Source organism: Streptomyces candidus (assembly GCF_014207445.1).
Classification (GTDB): domain Bacteria; phylum Actinomycetota; class Actinomycetes; order Streptomycetales; family Streptomycetaceae; genus Streptomyces; species Streptomyces candidus.
In genome coordinates, this window is sequence record NZ_JACHEM010000012.1 from 161,397 (window position 1) to 176,891 (window position 15,495).

General features: G+C 72.7%; 17 protein-coding genes. 4 read left to right on the plus strand and 13 right to left on the minus strand.

The genetic code is table 11. The annotated features are described in order from the left end of the window. Positions 1-196: 196 nt before the first annotated feature. Positions 197-847, plus strand: coding sequence for a hypothetical protein (locus HNQ79_RS22710; RefSeq protein WP_185033968.1), 651 nt, complete (start codon positions 197-199; stop codon positions 845-847). Positions 848-1,053: 206 nt separating this feature from the next. Here the strand turns inward: HNQ79_RS22710 and HNQ79_RS22715 are convergent, their stop codons facing one another. From HNQ79_RS22715 to HNQ79_RS22725, 3 genes are all read right to left on the minus strand, one after another. Further along, complete coding sequence (locus HNQ79_RS22715) at positions 1,054-1,725, minus strand: DUF5063 domain-containing protein (RefSeq protein ID WP_185033970.1); 672 nt, start codon at positions 1,723-1,725, stop codon at positions 1,054-1,056. Next, on the minus strand, positions 1,718-2,317 hold the full coding sequence (gene recR, locus HNQ79_RS22720) for a recombination mediator RecR (protein ID WP_185033972.1): 600 nt from the start codon (positions 2,315-2,317) through the stop codon (positions 1,718-1,720). Before recR ends, HNQ79_RS22715 begins: the two co-directional genes overlap by 8 nt. Before the next feature lie 196 nt (positions 2,318-2,513). Then, positions 2,514-2,849 (minus strand): YbaB/EbfC family nucleoid-associated protein, encoded by a 336-nt coding sequence (locus HNQ79_RS22725; RefSeq protein ID WP_185033973.1) that lies wholly within the window; start codon positions 2,847-2,849, stop codon positions 2,514-2,516. Positions 2,850-3,247: 398 nt separating this feature from the next. Between HNQ79_RS22725 and HNQ79_RS22730 the strand changes: the two genes are divergently transcribed. Beyond that, on the plus strand, positions 3,248-4,033 hold the full coding sequence (locus HNQ79_RS22730; protein ID WP_229923278.1) for an SLATT domain-containing protein: 786 nt from the start codon (positions 3,248-3,250) through the stop codon (positions 4,031-4,033). Positions 4,034-4,331: 298 nt separating this feature from the next. Here the strand turns inward: HNQ79_RS22730 and HNQ79_RS22735 are convergent, their stop codons facing one another. The 7 genes from HNQ79_RS22735 to HNQ79_RS22765 all read right to left on the minus strand — a co-directional run bounded on the left by HNQ79_RS22735 (position 4,332) and on the right by HNQ79_RS22765 (position 11,620). After that, positions 4,332-4,979: a putative DNA-mimic protein gene (locus tag HNQ79_RS22735; RefSeq protein ID WP_185033975.1), complete on the minus strand. Its 648-nt coding sequence runs from the start codon at positions 4,977-4,979 to the stop codon at positions 4,332-4,334. 112 nt (positions 4,980-5,091) lie between these two features. After that, positions 5,092-5,811 (minus strand): GntR family transcriptional regulator, encoded by a 720-nt coding sequence (locus HNQ79_RS22740; RefSeq protein WP_185033977.1) that lies wholly within the window; start codon positions 5,809-5,811, stop codon positions 5,092-5,094. A 97-nt stretch (positions 5,812-5,908) separates the two neighbouring features. Next, positions 5,909-7,270, minus strand: a complete 1,362-nt coding sequence (locus tag HNQ79_RS22745; protein WP_185033979.1) for an aspartate aminotransferase family protein — start codon at positions 7,268-7,270, stop codon at positions 5,909-5,911. Positions 7,271-7,476: 206 nt separating this feature from the next. Then, positions 7,477-9,693: a serine/threonine-protein kinase gene (locus tag HNQ79_RS22750; protein ID WP_185034178.1), complete on the minus strand. Its 2,217-nt coding sequence runs from the start codon at positions 9,691-9,693 to the stop codon at positions 7,477-7,479. A gap of 87 nt (positions 9,694-9,780) precedes the next feature. After that, positions 9,781-10,245, minus strand: coding sequence for a MarR family winged helix-turn-helix transcriptional regulator (locus tag HNQ79_RS22755; protein WP_229923277.1), 465 nt, complete (start codon positions 10,243-10,245; stop codon positions 9,781-9,783). Further along, positions 10,242-10,841, minus strand: a complete 600-nt coding sequence (locus tag HNQ79_RS22760) for a DJ-1/PfpI family protein (protein WP_185033981.1) — start codon at positions 10,839-10,841, stop codon at positions 10,242-10,244. The genes HNQ79_RS22755 and HNQ79_RS22760 overlap by 4 nt, the downstream gene beginning before the upstream one ends. Before the next feature lie 122 nt (positions 10,842-10,963). After that, complete coding sequence (locus HNQ79_RS22765; protein ID WP_229923276.1) at positions 10,964-11,620, minus strand: M15 family metallopeptidase; 657 nt, start codon at positions 11,618-11,620, stop codon at positions 10,964-10,966. Between the two features lie 217 nt (positions 11,621-11,837). On the opposite strand from HNQ79_RS22765, the gene HNQ79_RS22770 reads away from it, so the two are divergent. Continuing rightward, the gene (locus HNQ79_RS22770) at positions 11,838-12,338 is read left to right on the plus strand and encodes a hypothetical protein (protein ID WP_185033984.1); all 501 of its coding nucleotides are present in this window, start codon (positions 11,838-11,840) and stop codon (positions 12,336-12,338) included. Between the two features lie 51 nt (positions 12,339-12,389). Here HNQ79_RS22770 and HNQ79_RS22775 read toward each other — a convergent pair whose 3' ends face one another. Both HNQ79_RS22775 and HNQ79_RS22780 read right to left on the minus strand, forming a co-directional pair. Next, positions 12,390-12,536 (minus strand): hypothetical protein, encoded by a 147-nt coding sequence (locus HNQ79_RS22775; RefSeq protein ID WP_185033986.1) that lies wholly within the window; start codon positions 12,534-12,536, stop codon positions 12,390-12,392. An 87-nt stretch (positions 12,537-12,623) separates the two neighbouring features. Continuing rightward, positions 12,624-13,070 (minus strand): MerR family transcriptional regulator, encoded by a 447-nt coding sequence (locus HNQ79_RS22780; RefSeq protein ID WP_185033988.1) that lies wholly within the window; start codon positions 13,068-13,070, stop codon positions 12,624-12,626. 49 nt (positions 13,071-13,119) lie between these two features. Here HNQ79_RS22780 and HNQ79_RS22785 point away from each other — a divergent pair, with 49 nt between their 5' ends. Continuing rightward, positions 13,120-14,028 (plus strand): NAD(P)-dependent oxidoreductase, encoded by a 909-nt coding sequence (locus tag HNQ79_RS22785; protein WP_185033990.1) that lies wholly within the window; start codon positions 13,120-13,122, stop codon positions 14,026-14,028. A 144-nt stretch (positions 14,029-14,172) separates the two neighbouring features. On the opposite strand, the gene HNQ79_RS22790 is transcribed toward HNQ79_RS22785, so the two are convergent. Next, entirely contained in the window at positions 14,173-15,312 is a 1,140-nt protein-coding gene (locus tag HNQ79_RS22790; RefSeq protein WP_185033992.1) for a winged helix DNA-binding domain-containing protein, read from the minus strand. Between the last annotated feature and the right edge of the window lie 183 nt (positions 15,313-15,495).

Genomic DNA, 15,495 nt, shown 5'->3' on the forward strand with positions numbered 1-15,495 from the left:
TGGTGAGACGTTCCGCTCACACCCTGGTCCCGCCCGCGCGGCCCCGCCTGCTCGACGGGGATGCTGCCCCGCCGCGGTGGTCGTACTCGAAAGGTGTGCCGGGTCACACGGGAACCGGGCCGGCACACGGTCCGTCCCAACGGCGCGCCCCACCGCAGCCACTGGAACTCCGTGCTCCACCCGCTCTGGAGGAACCATGAACAGACGTACGGCAGCCGCCTGCGCCGTCCTCACCCTGCTCACGCTCACCGCCGCCTGCGGAACCGAACCCGGCGACCGCGCGGACGGCGCACCGGCGCGGGACCTCGCCGACCGGGTCTGTCCCGTAGTCGACGCCACGGCGCAGGACCTGCCGACCCAGGACGGCACCCCGATGAACACCCCCGAGGCGAGCGCCCTGGCGGCGGCCGTCGACCCGCCCAAGCGCGGCACCGGGGCGAACGCCGCGTACTACGACGTCTACAGCGACCTGATCGTCGACCAGCCGGCCGGCCGCGTCGCCCTGTGCGTCACGGACCTGGAGCGCGGCCGGGCCTGGCGGGCTGCGGTGGCGAAGGCGCATCCCGAGGTGGACGTGGAGCGGCTGGACCTCTACCGGGGGCGCTGGTCGAAGAAGACGCTCGACGCGGCGGGCGACCGCGTGTGGCGGAACCCGAAGCAGTACGCCTTCCCCCTCCACACCCTGTCCCGCGACGGCACCAAGGGCCTCACCGTCGGCACCAGCGCCGAGGGCGCGAAATCGGCGGACTTCCGCAAACAGCTCACCGAGAACGCGGGCGGGGTCGCGGTACGGGTCGAGGCGACCGGCCCCGTGGAGGCGCTCGGCGGCGACGTGAAGCGCGGCTGACCGGACGTTCCGGGGGGCGGGCCCCGGGGAGCCGTGCGTAGGGGTGCCGTTCGTAGGGGGCGCGCCGTTCCGAGGGGGCGCCGTTCGGAGCGGAGGAGGGGCGGCGCAGGGGGCGGCGCGGAGGAGGAACGCGAAAGAGGGGCGCACCGCAGCGGGCGGTGTGCCCCTCCTCCGTGCCGCCCGGCCTGCAGCCGAGGCACCCGGCCCTACGGCGTCTTGAGTCCCAGCGGTCCCGCGATCTCCTCCAGCATCACGCGTCCCGCCTCCTCCTCCAGGTCCGCCTCCGCCGCCAGGTCCTCGTCCGTGTCCAGGCCGTCGAGTTCTTGGAGCGGCTGGTCGAGGCGGACGTGGGCGACCAGGGACTGGAGCGCGCGCAGCGTGGCCGAGGCGGTGGAGCCCCAGTTGGAGAAGTAGGAGAACTGCCACCACCACAGGGCCTCGGAGGTGCGCCCGGCCCGGTAGTGCGCCAGCCCGTGCCGCAGGTCGGTGACGACGTCCGCGAGGTCGTCGGAGATGCGGCAGGCGACAGGAGGCTTGCGCGGCTCGTACGGGTCGAAGACCTCGGAGTACACGTCGATGGGCTCCAGCATGCGCGCGAAGCGGATGCGGAGGTCGTCGACGTCCGGCTCCGGGCCGAGATCCGGCTCGTACCGCTCGTCCGGGACGATGTCCTCGTGTGCGCCCAGCCGGCCGCCGGCGAGCAGCAGCTGGGACACCTCCAGCAGGAGGAAGGGCACCGCGCTGTCCGGTTCGTCGCCCTTGGCGACCTCCGTGACGGCCAGGATGAAGCTCTCGATCTGGTCCGCGATCTGCACCGCGAACGAATCCGGCTCCTGGCCCCGGTCCCCTGCGACCGAACCCACAATGACGTCAGACATCCAGCAATCGTCTCCCCTCGAAGGCACGCCCGAGCGTGACCTCGTCGGCGTACTCAAGGTCTCCCCCTACGGGTAGACCACTGGCCAGCCGGGTGACCTTCAAACCCATGGGTTTGATCATCCGGGCCAGGTACGTGGCGGTGGCCTCGCCCTCCAGGTTCGGGTCCGTCGCGAGGATGAGCTCGGTGACGGAGCCGTCGGCGAGGCGGGCGAGCAGTTCGCGGATCCGCAGATCGTCCGGCCCGACGCCCTCGATGGGACTGATGGCGCCGCCCAGGACGTGGTAACGCCCCCGGAACTCCCGGGTCCGCTCGATCGCGACGACGTCCTTGGGCTCTTCCACGACGCAGATGACGGTGTCGTCACGGCGCGGGTCGCGGCAGATGTTGCACCGCTCCTCCTGCGCGACGTTCCCGCACACGGCGCAGAAGCGGACCTTGTCCTTCACCTCAAGGAGGGCGTGCGCGAGCCGGCGTACGTCGGTCGGCTCGGCCTGGAGGATGTGGAAGGCGATCCGCTGCGCGCTCTTGGGACCGACGCCGGGCAGCCTGCCCAACTCGTCGATGAGGTCCTGGACCACGCCTTCGTACAACGGATTGCCTTCCCTGGTTCTGCTTGGTTCGTACGGTAGTTGCTGCGGGGGCCCGGACAGAAGAGCTGGTGGGCCGGTGTCTGGGACCGGTGCCCGGGGCCCGGCGCGCGGTCCTGCTCCGCGCGGGCCGCCGACCCGGGCCTCCGGCAGGCGCCCCGGGCCCGAAAGCGCAGGCCGGCTTCGGAGGGCAGGCTCCTCAGAAGGGCAGGCCGGGCATGCCGCCCAGGCCCTGGGTCAGCGGGCCGAGCTTCTCCTGCTGGAGGGTCTGCGCGTTCTCGTTCGCGGCCTGGACGGCGGCCACGACGAGGTCGGCGAGGGTCTCGGTGTCGTCCGGGTCGACGGCCTTGGGGTCGATGACCAGGCCGCGCAGCTCGCCGGAGCCGTTGACGGTCGCCTTGACCAGACCGCCGCCGGCCGTGCCGTCGACCTCGGTCCTGGCGAGCTCCTCCTGCGCGTTCGCGAGGTCCTGCTGCATCTTCTGGGCCTGCTGGAGCAGCTGCTGCATGTTGGGCTGGCCACCACCGGGGATCACGGCATGTCTCCTAGTCGTCGGTCGTACGGGTCGGGCATTCCGAGCCTACGTGGTCGCCCGACGGCATGCCCCACGCCGTACCCAGCAACTCTTTCGAGTGAAGGGTTCGCGCTCTCCCACCTGATCACGGCCCCCTACGGGGGGAAATACCGGGACAACGGCCACGCGGCCCACCGTTCGGCGGTAGGAAGGGCCAAGCGCACCCGTACGGAGGAGTTTGGCCGGTACGCGGCGGTGGGCGCCGTCCGCGCGGCGTTTCGACCCGCACGCAGACCTCGCGCACGCGGGCGTCCTGCCCGCAGACGTCCTGCAGGCAGTCGTCCTGTAAGCAGTCGTCCCGAACGACCCGCACGAACCGTACGAGTCAGTACGCATTCTCAGACGCAGAGGAGTGCCCGGTGAGTCAGCCGGAGATGCAGCCCGAGGGGCCGTCGGCCCGGCACGACGCCGGCGCAGTTTCCGGTGCCGGGAGCCCTGTCAACGACGACTGGGGCTGGGACGAGGAGGACCTGGCGGGACGGCCGTTCCCGCTCGGCGACTGGGGCGAGCCCGCGGAACGGCTGGACGAGCTGTACCGGTGGGTCGAGGAGGGCGCGCTGCGCACCGCCCGCTGGTACCTGGCGGACCGGGGCTGGAAGCGGCGGGGTGCGCGGGCGCTGCGCGCCGGGGCGGCGGTGGCCGTCGTCGCGGGCGCCGCCCTCCCCCTGCTCGACCTGATCGGCGCGCTGCCCGGCGGGGCGGGCTGGGGCTACCTCTCGCTGCTGGCCGCGGCGGCGTGCGTGGCCTGCGACCGGTACTTCGGGCTGACGTCCGGGTGGATGCGGGACACGGCGACCGCGCAGGCGGTGCAGCGGCGGCTCACCGCGCTCCAGTTCGACTGGGCATCGGAGAGCGTACGGGAGATCCTCGGGCCCACCGAGGGGACGGCCAGTGAGGCGGCGGAGCGGTGCCTGCTGGTGCTGCGGCGGTTCACGGAGGACGTGACGGAGCTGGTGCGCGTCGAGACGACGGACTGGATGGTGGAGTTCCGGTCCGGTCCCGCGCCGCTGGTCATGCAGACGTTGGGGGCGGCTTCGGCGGCCCGTCCGGAGGGGGCGGCGGGGCATCCGAGCGGGCGGGTTCCGCTGCCGCCGGGGACTCGGCCGAACATGCCTCGCCAGAGGCCGCCGGAGTCGCCGAGGTAGGTGGGGCGGGGAGCGGGGAGGCGGGAGCGGGAAGCCGGGGGCTGGAGCGGTAGCGGGAGCGGCGGGGCGGGTGCCGGGGTGGGTGCGTGCGGGTGAGTGGGCTGGGCGTTGGACGGGGGGGTGCACCTCCGGTGGGGGCCGCCCCCTTGCCCGCCCGTTCCGCCCCCGGGGGGCGGCCCCGGTGCCCAAGGGCGCTACGGGGCGGGCGGTCCCGCCGCCCAAGGGCGCTACCGGGGGCAGGGCGCGCGGCCCCGCCGGCCAAGGGGGCTGCGGGGGCGGTGCGCGCGATCCGGGGTGGTCAGCTGAAGACGATCATGGAGCCTTGGCCCAGGCTTCGGGTTGTCGCGGCGTGCAGGCCCAGCCAGACGTGCCGTTCGCGGGCGAACGGGGACGGGTCCACCGGTCCCGGGGCGGGCTCCTCCAGGGCGGTCGGCCCGGCCGGAGGGGCCGGCGGTGCCGGCGGGTTCGCGGGGTCGATGCCGATGGACGGAGCCACGTACTCCAGCTCCCGCAGCAGCCCCTGCGCGGACCCCAGCGGCCCGCCCCCGCCGAGGAGCTCGTCGTTCGCCAGCGGCACGGGGAAGTCCACCGGCACGTACGCCCCCGCGTGGTCGTAGTGCCACACCAGGTGCGACCGCAGCGCGCTCTCCTCGAACATCTCCAGCAACTGCTCGTAGTCACCCCCGAGTTCGTCGACCGGGGTGACCGCGAGTCCGCGCACCTGCAACAGGTACGCCCGCCGCAGGAAGTGCAGCGCGTCGTAGTCGAAGCCCGCGACGGGCGCGACGCCGCCGGACAGCCCCGGCATGTACGGGAAGATCGGGACCGTCGGCAGGCCGGCCTCCGTCAGCGCCTTGTCGTACGCGGCGATCTCTTCGGCGAAGGGGTTGTCGGGGCTCTGGCACAGTACGTCGACAAGGGGGACCAGCCACAGGTCACAGGCCAAGGGGTGCGCTCCTCCACGGTCCGCGGTGTCCGGCCCCGTGGTCGGCGACCGGTCGCAACAGCGTAGTGCCATGCGCACGCCGCGCGAAGGGTGCCCGTCGCAGGCCCGGGCCTCAGATCCCGGTCCGTTCGGTGTGTTCCGCCCGCCCTTCGAGCCGGTCCGCCCACCCCAGCGCCGTCCTGTCGTGCGCGGCCAGCAGCTCGTAGACGGCCTCCTCGTCGCACCGCGCGAGCGCCGCGACGACTTCCTCGTGCCCGCTCCACAGGCAGTCCGCCGCCCGGAGGTCGAGTTCCGCCCGCAGATGCAGGACGGAGAACACCCAGCACCGGACGCGGAGTTGGTGCAGGAACTCGGCTATGTGCGGGTTGCCGATCATGGTGGCCAGCTCCTGCCAGAAGCGCAGGTCGTAGCCGATGAGAACGTCCAGGTCCCCCGCCCTGGCCGCCCGCGCCGCCTCCTCGGCCCGGCGCCGCAGCACCGCGAGCCGGTCGGGCGCAAGGTCGCTCGCGGCGATGGCGAGCCGCTGGTGGACGCCGGACACCACGAGGGAACGCGCCTCGACCATGCCCCTGAACTCGGCGACGCTGTACTCCCGTACCCGGAATCCCTTGTGCTGGTCGGAGGCGAGGAGGCCCTGCGCCGCGAGGTCGAAGAGCGCCTCGCGCACGGGCGTCGCGGAGACCTCGTAACTCTCGGCGATGTGCTTGACCGTGAACTCACGGCCGGGTTGCAGCCGTCCCGCCAGCACTTCGTCACGCAGTGCGTCGGCGAGCTGCTGGCGCAGGGTGCTGCGGTTGACGGTCCCGCGGGTACCGGCTCCGCTCGCGGGCATGGTGACTCCCCCTTCGTCCGCTCCGGACACCCTATGGGGCGGACGGAGCGGGACAAGGGGGAAGATCACATGCCGTCGCGCGGGACGGCGCCGCAGGTCACGCGGTGTGCTCGTCCGCCACCGTCAGTGCCTCGTCCAGGGCCGCCAGGCCTTCCTTCGCCTCGGCCTCGGTGACGTTGCACGGCGGTACGACGTGCGTGCGGTTCATGTTGATGAAGGGCCACAGGCCCCTCTTCCTGCACGCCGCCCCGAAGGCGGCCATCGGTGCGGCGGCGGCGCCGGTCGCGTTGTACGGCACCAGCGGTTCCCGCGTCTCGCGGTTCTTCACCAGCTCCAGTGCCCAGAACATGCCCGTACCGCGGACGTCGCCGATGCTCGGGTGGCGTTCGGCGAGGTTCCGCAGGCCCGGCTCGATGACGGTCGCTCCGATGTGCGCGGCGTTCTCGACGACCTGCTCCTCCTCCATCACCGTGAGCGTGGCAACGGCCGCGGCGCAGGCGAGCGGGTGCCCGGAGTACGTCAGACCGCCCGGGAAGGCGCGCTGGTCGAAGGTCTCCGCGATCTCGCCGGAGATCGCGACGCCGCCCAGCGGCACGTACCCGCTGTTCACGCCCTTCGCGAAGGTCATCAGGTCGGGCACCACGTCGTAGTGCTCGGCCGCGAACCACTTGCCGGTGCGCCCGAAGCCGGCCATGACCTCGTCCAGCACGAAGACGATTCCGTGGCGGTCGCAGATCTCCCGCACGCCCTTGAGGTAGCCGGGCGGCGGCGTCATGATCCCCGCGGTGCCGGGCACGGTTTCGAGGACGATCGCGGCGATGGAGGCCGGCCCCTCGAAGGCGATCGTGTCCTGCAGGTGCTGGAGGGCGCGGGCGCACTCCTCCTCCTCGGTCGACGCGTAGAACACGGACCGGTAGAGGAACGGCGCCCAGAAGTGGACCGCCCCGGAGGTCCCGTTGTCGGAGGCCCAGCGGCGCGGGTCGCCGGTCAGGTTGATCGCGGTGTTCGTCCCCCCGTGGTACGAGCGGTACGCGGCCAGCACCTTGTGGCGGCCCGTGTGCAGGCGGGCCATCCGCACGGCGTTCTCGATGGCTTCGGCGCCGCCGTTGGTGAAGAAGATCTTGTCGAGGTCGCCCGGGGTGCGGGAGGCGATGAGGCGGGCGGCCTCGGACCGTGCCTCGACGGCGAACGCCGGGGCGAAGGTGGTCATGGTGGCCGCCTGCTCCTGGATCGCCCGGACGACCTTCGGGTGCTGGTAGCCGATGTTGGTGAAGACGAGGCCGCTGGTGAAGTCGAGGTAGCGGTTGCCCTCGTAGTCCCAGAAGTACGAGCCCTCCGCACCGGCGACGGCCAGGGGGTCGATCAGGCCCTGGGCGGACCAGGAGTGGAACACGTGCGCCCGGTCGGCGGCCTTGACGGCTGCGCCCTTGGCCGGGTCGGGGGTGAGATGAGGGGTCATGGAAAAAGGGTAGAGAACGCGGGGCCGGGGCCGCCATGACCATCTTGTACGGGTGGGGGCGTACGGGTCGGCAGGGTGTCGAGAGCGGGGGCCTCTCGGGGGCGGACCCCGTCGACGCGTCCGGTGGGGGCGCGGGGGTACGGGATGCGGAGGCCGCTGCGACCGCCCCCGGTCATGCGCCCGGAGGCGCGTCACGAGAACGCCCCTCACCGCGTGTACGTCACCGACTTCCCGTCCCCCGTCGTACGCCGCATCCGCCCGTCGGGCAGCAGCACCACCTCGGACGCCCTGCCCGGTGAGCACGTGCTCGACGGGCCCAGCACGACCCGGGACGGGCCGAGCCGCAACGGCCCGTACTCCCCGGGCTCCGCGGTCAGATCGGCCTCGAAGCGGCAGTGGTAACTCCCGGCTCCGGTCGTCCCGTTGGCCGTGAGCGTCATGACGGTGTCGCCCACCTTCCCCTGCCGGATGGTGAGGCTCCGCGTACTGATCCCGGCGTCGCCGCCGACCGTGCCGCGCCAGGTCCCGAGGTACCCCGCCGGGACGGTGGTGGCTTCGGAGGGGGGCGGGGTGTCGCCGCCGGCCGGGTCGGAGGACGACTCGGGGGTGGTGGGCGTGCTGCCCGTACCGGGGGCCGCCCCCTGCCCGGTGGGGCTGTTGTTGCCGGTGGGTGAGGCGGAGGGACGGTCCGTGGCGTCGTCGCCCCGCATGAAGGTGTAGACCGCCCCGCCCGCGCCCAGCGCCACCACGAGTGCGACGGCGATCAGGGCGGCGGTGGCCCGGTTGCTGCGGGGCGGGGGCCCGGAGTCCGGCGTACCCATCGGGGCCGGGTAGCCGTAACCGCCGGGCGGGGTGGGGTAGCCGTACGGGTCAGGTGCCCCGTGGCCGTGACCCTGACCCGCCGGAGGCAGCTGGGGGTGGCCGTAACCGCCGTACTGGCCGGGCGGGGTCGGGTACCCGTACGCGCCGGGCTGGGCGGGCGGCAGTGCGGGGAGCGGGCCCTGCCCGTGCCCGTGGGGCTGCGCGGGCGCGCCGCCCGGGGAACGCGGCGTGCCGGGGGCGGGCGGGCCGCCAGGGCTCCCGGCGGTGCCCGGGACACCTGCCCCTCCGGGAGCGCCCGCGCCGCCGGCCCCCGCTGGGGTACCGGGTCGGTTCGGGACGACGACGGTGGGCAGCGAGTGCACCCCGCCGGGACGACCGGGGCCGCTGGGGCCACCGGGGCTGCTGGGGTTTCCCGGGCTACCGGGCACACCGGGGCCGGCGGAACCGTCGCCGGGGCCGGCCGGCTGGTGCGGGCTTCCCGGCGGCGGAGTGCCCGGTCCCCCCTCGGTGGGCGGCTGCGGGACGGCGGAGCCGGGAGCTGCGGAGCCTTCGGCCGGGCCGGGACCGGCAGGTGGAACGGATCCGACGGAGGCGCCGTGGACGGCGGGTGTGCCGGACCCGGCGGTCTTACCCGGCCCGGCAGGTGCGCCGGGAGACCCCGCGGGGCCGTTCGCGGTGGGGGCCACGAGCGACGTCGCCGGGTTCTCCAGATCCAGCAACTGGACCGCGTGCGCACCCAGTTGGGCCACCAGGGACGCCGGGAGCCACGGGTCCCCCGGGGCCTGCCCCGGGCCCGTACGGGACAGGAGGTCGTCCAGCGCGGGACGGGCGGCGGGGGGCTTCTGGAGGCAGTCGCGGATCAGGTCGTGGAGGGATTCCGGAACGCCGGAGAGGTCCGGGGGCTCCTGGGCGATGCGGAACATCATCGCGTGCACGCCGCTGTGCGAGGTGCCGAAAGGCAGCTTGCCGGTGGCCGCGTACGCGAGGACCGAACCCAGGCAGAACACGTCGCACGCCGGGGTCACCCGGTCGCCGCGGATCTGCTCCGGCGCCATGAAACCCGGCGAGCCGACCAGTGCGCCGGTGCGGGTCAGACCGCTTTCGGTGACCGTTTCGAGGGCACGGGCGATGCCGAAGTCGATCACGCGCGGCCCGTCGATGGTGACCAGGACGTTGGAGGGCTTGAGGTCGCGGTGGATCAGGCCCGCGGCGTGGATGTCCTTGAGCGCACGGGCGAGGCCGGCTGCGAGGATCACGACCGAGCGCTCCGGCAGGGGGCCGTGGCTGCCGGAGACCACCTGCTGGAGGGTGGGCCCGGCGACGTAACCCGTGGCGACCCACGGGACCTCGGCCTCCGTGTCCGCATCCAGGACCGGAGCCGTCCACCGGCCGCCGACCCGCCGCGCCGCGTGCACCTCCTGGCGGAAGCGGGAACGGAACTCCTCCTGCTCGGCGAGTTCCCTGCGTACGAGCTTGACCGCGACCGTGCGGCCGCGCTCCGAGCGGGCCAGGAAGACCTGGCCCATTCCGCCTGCGCCGAGGCGCGCCAACAGGCGGTACGCACCGATGCGTTGGGGGTCCGTGGGACCCAGTTTCTCCATGGCCATGACTGCTGCGCCACCCTCCCCCGGTGTGACCGCGATGGCCCGAGGATAGTGCCGTCGTACGACAAACGGGTCCGGTGCCCGCTACCGATCCGTCACCGTACCGGACACGCTTGCCATCACCTCGGAGAGGCGTTCGAGCACACGGACCGTTTCGGCGAAGCCCTCCTCGCCCAGCTCCGCCAGGAGCGCGGCGGCCAGTTCGGCATGAGCGGGGTCGAGCCGCTTGACGGCATCGCTGCCGGCGGGGGTCGCGCGGAGGAGCTTCGCACGGCGGTGCGCCGGGTTGTCGGCGTACTCCGCCAGGCCCTTGCCGACGAGGAGGTCGGCGATGCGCTGGACGCTCTGGCGGGTGATGCCCATCGTGCGGGCGATCGACGCCACGGGAGTGGGTGTGCGGTCGACCGCCCCCAGGACCTGCCACCAGGCGGCGGTCAGGCCCACCTCGCGGGCCATCGCGTCCGAGACGGAGATGAACTGGCCGTTGAGGTGGAAGACGCCGAGGGCGGTACGGGTGAGGAGGCGCTGGGTCGGGGATTCGGCGGTCACGCGGAGAGGACCTCGTAGGCGGTGGGGTCGGAGTCGTGGAAGAGGCGGTACCAGGCGTCGAGCTTGTCGCCCTCGAATACGCGGAGCAGGGCGAAGATCTCCCGCGCGAACGCGACCGGTTCGGTCGGACCCGCGGTGACGACCAGGCCGTCCGCGGAGGTGACGGCGTCGGCCTCCGCGTAGTGTCCGCCGCCCTGGTAGCCGCTCGCGGCGAGGTAGAAGGACACGGCACTGGTGTGGGCGCGGTCGTCGAGCAGGCCTTCCTTGGCGAGACCGAGGGTGGCACCGCAGATGGCGGCGACGGGGACTCCGGCCTCGACGAAGCGGCGGGCGACCGCGGTGAAGGGGGCCAACTCGTCCCCCTGGTCGAAGAGTTGCGCCCCGGGGAGGATCAGGAGCGAACTGTCGGACGCGTCCAGGTCACCGAGGGCGAGGTCGGGGAGGATGCGGAGGCCGCCCATGGTGGTGACGGGGTCGGCGGTGAGGCCGACGGTCTTCACCCCGTAGCCGTGCTGCGCCAGGAAGGCGGTGGCGAAGCCGGTCTCCCAGTCGGCGAGGGTGGGGTACATGGCGAGGTGCACGGTCTTGGCGGGCATGGGGTTTGCCTCTCGATCGTGAGCGCTCGGCCCTGGCGGGCTGATGACAGAATGCTGTCATGTTGACAATAGGCTGTCAATACGATCGACCACCGTGGGCCGGGGCAGGCTGACGGGTGTCGCTATCTCTCGCGGGTTCCGTAGGGGGCCGCCGTTGCCCTTGTCCTCCAGGCCCAGTACCTGTCCCCGTACGACCAGTGCCACCACTCCGTCGGGTAGTTGACCAGGCCGGCTGCGGTCAGCGCCGCGCCCAGTACCGAACGGTTCGCCCGTACCTGGGGGCTCAGTCCAGGGGCGTGGGTGTAGCACGCGCCCGCGCTTTCCTCCGGGCTCGCGTTCATCGGTGTGCCCATGTCCACTTCGCGTCCGTCCGGGCCCACCAGGGTCAAGTCCACGGCGGCTCCCGCGCTGTGCGGGGCGATCTCCGGTGGCGATACGTAGCGGCTCGCGGCGCCGCGCAGTTCCGGGGCCGTCCAGTGCGGGTGGGCGGCGCGCAGTTCCGCCTCGTACTCCTCGAAGTACTCCCGCTGGAGCGTGGGCGACCGGTACCCCTCCACGACCATCAGACGCATCCCGACGGGCAGCAACTCCTGTGCCCGGAGCAGGCGCTGGACGACTCCTGCCCTCAAGTGGGCGTAGTTCCCCTCTCCGTCCAGCCGCTCCTTCCCCGTCCGCAGTCCGCTCTCCCGTACGTCCGTCAATGCCTCGCCGCACTCCCGCACCGGTACGGCGGCGATCCGCGGGTCGGCCATCACTACAACTTCGGCGTCGTCAGTCATTGGAAGATCATGTCGACTGACCTTCTCGAACACCAATACGGATGCGCGCTGTTGCTCGCAGCGCGTGCGACCGGCCGAGCGCCCTGTCTCGCCCCCTCGCCCCCGCTGCCATTCGAGTGCGGGGGGTGCGCCCGGCCGCCCCCTGGAACAGGGTGTTGCCTGCGCGGCGAAGCCGCGGCGTTGTCCGTCCGTTGCTGCCGAAAGGTTCCGTTCCCTCATGTCCCGCGCGCTCGCCCCCGCCCTGGCCACCGTGACCCTCATGGCCCTCCTCGCCGCTCCGGCCCTCGCCGCCCCGGCGTCCGCGCCCGCCGACACGGCAGATCCCGCCCCGGTGGCGGGTCCGGCGACCACGCCGATCCCCGTCCCGGAATGCGGCGGAAGCCCCCTCGACTGGGCCGACCCGGGTGACGTGGGCGGCCTGTACAGGGGGCCGGTCCGCTTCGAGAACCTCGACCGCACCGGCGCGTACGGTTTCCTCGCCCACCTCGCACTCGACAAGCACCGCCTGGAGGCGGACCGGGTCAACAGCACCGAACAGTGGGAGATCCGCCGCTACTTCGGCGAGCCCGCTCCCTCCGTCCTCTTCTGGTCGCGGCACGGTGCGACCGTGCTCAACGATCCGCACTGCGACGACCCCGCCCGCCCGACCCGCGTCACCAGCACCACCGCGACCGTCGAGGGCGCCGCGACGGGCCGGCTGACCCGTATCGCCCCCTGACGGAAGCGCCGTGCACGGTGGTGGGCCGCCGGCTCCCGGCCCGGCGAGGGTTCAGGCGGTTGTTTCGTCCGCCTCGGGGTGCGAGCGTCGCTTTGTCTTGCGGTCCTCAGGTCCCAGGGCCAGCAGGTCGCCGAAGTTGAGCAGCACTTCGCCGCAGACCCGCAGAATCCGCACCCCCACGAACACGAGCTCCTCCATCTGTGTCCCCGTCTCCCCCGCAACAGACCGGCAATCCGTTCCCTTGGTGGGACTGACGCGGGCCGGGGGGCCCGGGTTGCCTCGGTATCAGGCCGGGATGTTCTTCCGGTCGGTCCCGTCGCTGAGGTCGGGGCCGGTGAACGCGGGGTCGGCGCCGGCGAAAGGGGGATAGCTCTCGCCGCCCACGCGCTCGGCCGCGTCGATGTAGTCCAGCAGCGCACTGCGGGAGCGCGCGATACCGGCCAGCTGGTCGTCCAGTCGGCGCAGGCGCGAGCGCATCGCGGACAGCAGCTCGTCGCAGCCGGGCAGTTCGGGGGTTTCTCCGACCGCGCAGGGCAGTACATAGGCGATGTCCTCCGAGGAGAGCCCCGCACCGAGCAGGTGCCGGATCTGCTTCACGCGCAGCACGGCGCTCTCGTCGTACTCGCGGTAACCGTTCGCCCTGCGCTCCGCCTCCAGCAGACCCTGCGCTTCGTAGTAGCGCAGTTGGTGGGCGTGAACACCCGTGCGCCGACCCAGTTCTCCGATTCGCATCGCGACCTCGCTTGACCTTCATACCGGTATCAACGTCAACGATGCTGTCATGGACAACAACACGAGCGACCACACGAGCAGGACCGCAGCAACTCCCGTATCTGTCATCGGACTCGGGCGCATGGGACAGGCCCTCGCCGACGCCTTCCTGAAGGCGGGGCACCCCACCACCGTATGGAACCGCACACCCTCCAAGGCCGACCAACTGGTGGCGAAGGGCGCGGCGTTGGCGGGCTCCGTCGGCGAGGCCGTGCGTCCGGACTCGCTGACGGTCCTCTGCCTCACGGATTACGCCGCCGTGCACGAGCTGCTCGCCGGGGACGGCGTCGCACTCTCCGGCACCACGTGGGTGAACCTCACCTCCGGCGACTCCGCCCAGGCCCGGGACACCGCCCGCTGGGCCGAGGAGCACGGCGCGCGCTACCTGGACGGCGCGATCATGGCCGTCCCGCCGGGGATCGGGACAGCGGAGGCGGTGATTCTGCACAGTGGGCCGCAGGCCGAATTCGACACGCACGCCCCGACGCTCGGCGCGCTGGGCACGGTGACGTATCTCGGTGCGGACCACGGACTGGCCGCCCTGTACGACGTGGCGGGACTGGCCATGATGTGGAGCGTGCTCAACGCGTGGTTGCAGGGCACCGCACTGCTCCGGACGGTCGGTGTCGACGCCGCGACGTATGCCCCGTTCGCGCGGCAGATCGCCGCCGGCGTCGCCGACTGGCTGCCCGGGTACGCCGAACAGATCGACAGGGGCGCGTTCCCGGCCGAGGTGTCGACCCTGGAGACCGACGCGCGGGCGATGACGCACCTCATCGAGGAGAGCGACGCGGCGGGCGTGAACGCGGAACTGCCCCGGCTCTTCAAGGCAATGGCCGACCGCGCGATCGCGGCGGGTCACGCCGAGAAGCAGTACCCCGTACTGATCGAGGAGTTCGGCACTCCGCGCCAGGCCTGACCGCCCCCTCCCTCCTTCGCGCGAACCCGATCCGCCGTCCGCGTCGGTCCGGCCCCGCTGTGTGGCGTTCTCCTGGCGGGCCACCACCCGCTGCGCATACGCACCGCCCGCAACCACGGGCCACGGGGTCTGACTCAGGGGCGGTCAGCTCTTGACGAGGAGCTTCTCGGCTGCGGGGAACCCCTTGTCCCACCAGTGTCCGTAGCGCCCGTAGACGGCCGGGTCGCGTGCGGCGAGCAGGGACGACAGCCGTTCCGCCTCCTCGGTCAGGCCTTGCCACGCGGCTTTCCCCAGCTTGTGGAAAGCGGTCAGTTCCAGGCCGCCCCCGGCTGCCCGCCACACCCCGGCGACCTGGCCGTCGACGAGGAAGCAGGGCAGGACGTCACCGTTGCGCCGGACGACCAGCGGCCGGTATTCCGCGGGCAGAAGCCGTCCGGGGATGGTGTGGGCGAGCAGTGTGCTGTCCCACATCGGCAGCAGCCTCGGCGGTGCCGGGGTGTCGGCGTCGGGCACGGTGGCGTCGGGCAGGTCGAACAGAACGGTGCCGTCGGGGCCCGGCAGCCGCACCACTTCGTCGCCGAGCCCCTGGAGCGCTTTCGTCGTCGCGGCGCGGGTCAGCAGGGTGAAGCGGGCGAAGTCCTGGAGCGTGGCGGGGCCGAACGCGCGCAGGTGGGCGAGAAACAGGTGCCGGACCCCGGCGTCCGCTTCCTCCGGCGTGGCCCCGGGTGCGGCCGCCGCGGCACGGTAGGCGTTGCGGTGCGTGAACGACCAGGGGCCGCCGGTCGGCGCGTGGTGCACCGGCGCGAACGTGCGCAGCGCCCACCACATGCGGCGTGCGTGCTCACCGTGCCGACCGGTGACCTCCTCCTCCACCTGGACGCCGGTACGGGGCTGTGCCAGGAATTCGGCGAGCCGCGGAAGCAGTGCGTCGGCGTCGTCGGGGGTCAGCCCCGTCGCGGTGTAGCGCCCGTCGTACAGCCGCGCCGCGCGCAGTGTGCTCAGCATGGCGGCGCGGTAGGGCGCGTAGTCCTCGGCGTGGACGGCGTGCAGGGTGATCCGCATGAGGGTGGCCTTCACCACCCGGCCGTCCGCGAATGCCGCGTCCAGGTCCTCGGGGGCGAAGTCGCGCACCCGGTTCCACAGCGCGAGGTACGGGGAAGCGGGTGTCTGCGCCTGGAGGGCGCAGAGCCGGCGTACCGCGTCCGGCACGTCGAGGGACCGGCGTTCGAGCAGGAGCTGTCTGTCCAAAGTCGCCAGGGCGAGCTGCCGCGCAGTAGGGCTCATGGCCGGATGATGCCATCCCGCGCACGCGACCGGCGCTGCCACAGGTGCGGGGAAGCCGTGCGGCCGACGCAGGACTCGCACACGACAACGCGGCTGGCCAGGAGCGTAGTTGGCCCCGTCCGCTCAAGGGCGCGAGGGCGCCGGGCGTGCTCCCGGCCCGGGACACTGCGGAATGCGGAACTC

Excerpts from the sequence above, each read along its gene's own strand:
- HNQ79_RS22780 (WP_185033988.1), bottom strand. The coding sequence starts at position 13,070 with ATGCGAATCGGAGAACTGGGTCGGCGCACGGGTGTTCACGCCCACCAA.
- HNQ79_RS22770 (WP_185033984.1), top strand. The coding sequence starts at position 11,838 with ATGTCCCGCGCGCTCGCCCCCGCCCTGGCCACCGTGACCCTCATGGCC.
- HNQ79_RS22775 (WP_185033986.1), bottom strand. The coding sequence starts at position 12,536 with ATGGAGGAGCTCGTGTTCGTGGGGGTGCGGATTCTGCGGGTCTGCGGC.
- HNQ79_RS22740 (WP_185033977.1), bottom strand. The coding sequence starts at position 5,811 with ATGCCCGCGAGCGGAGCCGGTACCCGCGGGACCGTCAACCGCAGCACC.
- HNQ79_RS22785 (WP_185033990.1), top strand. The coding sequence starts at position 13,120 with ATGGACAACAACACGAGCGACCACACGAGCAGGACCGCAGCAACTCCC.
- HNQ79_RS22710 (WP_185033968.1), top strand. The coding sequence starts at position 197 with ATGAACAGACGTACGGCAGCCGCCTGCGCCGTCCTCACCCTGCTCACG.
- HNQ79_RS22715 (WP_185033970.1), bottom strand. The coding sequence starts at position 1,725 with ATGTCTGACGTCATTGTGGGTTCGGTCGCAGGGGACCGGGGCCAGGAG.
- HNQ79_RS22750 (WP_185034178.1), bottom strand. The coding sequence starts at position 9,693 with ATGGAGAAACTGGGTCCCACGGACCCCCAACGCATCGGTGCGTACCGC.
- HNQ79_RS22760 (WP_185033981.1), bottom strand. The coding sequence starts at position 10,841 with ATGCCCGCCAAGACCGTGCACCTCGCCATGTACCCCACCCTCGCCGAC.
- HNQ79_RS22765 (WP_229923276.1), bottom strand. The coding sequence starts at position 11,620 with ATGACTGACGACGCCGAAGTTGTAGTGATGGCCGACCCGCGGATCGCC.
- HNQ79_RS22790 (WP_185033992.1), bottom strand. The coding sequence starts at position 15,312 with ATGAGCCCTACTGCGCGGCAGCTCGCCCTGGCGACTTTGGACAGACAG.
- HNQ79_RS22745 (WP_185033979.1), bottom strand. The coding sequence starts at position 7,270 with ATGACCCCTCATCTCACCCCCGACCCGGCCAAGGGCGCAGCCGTCAAG.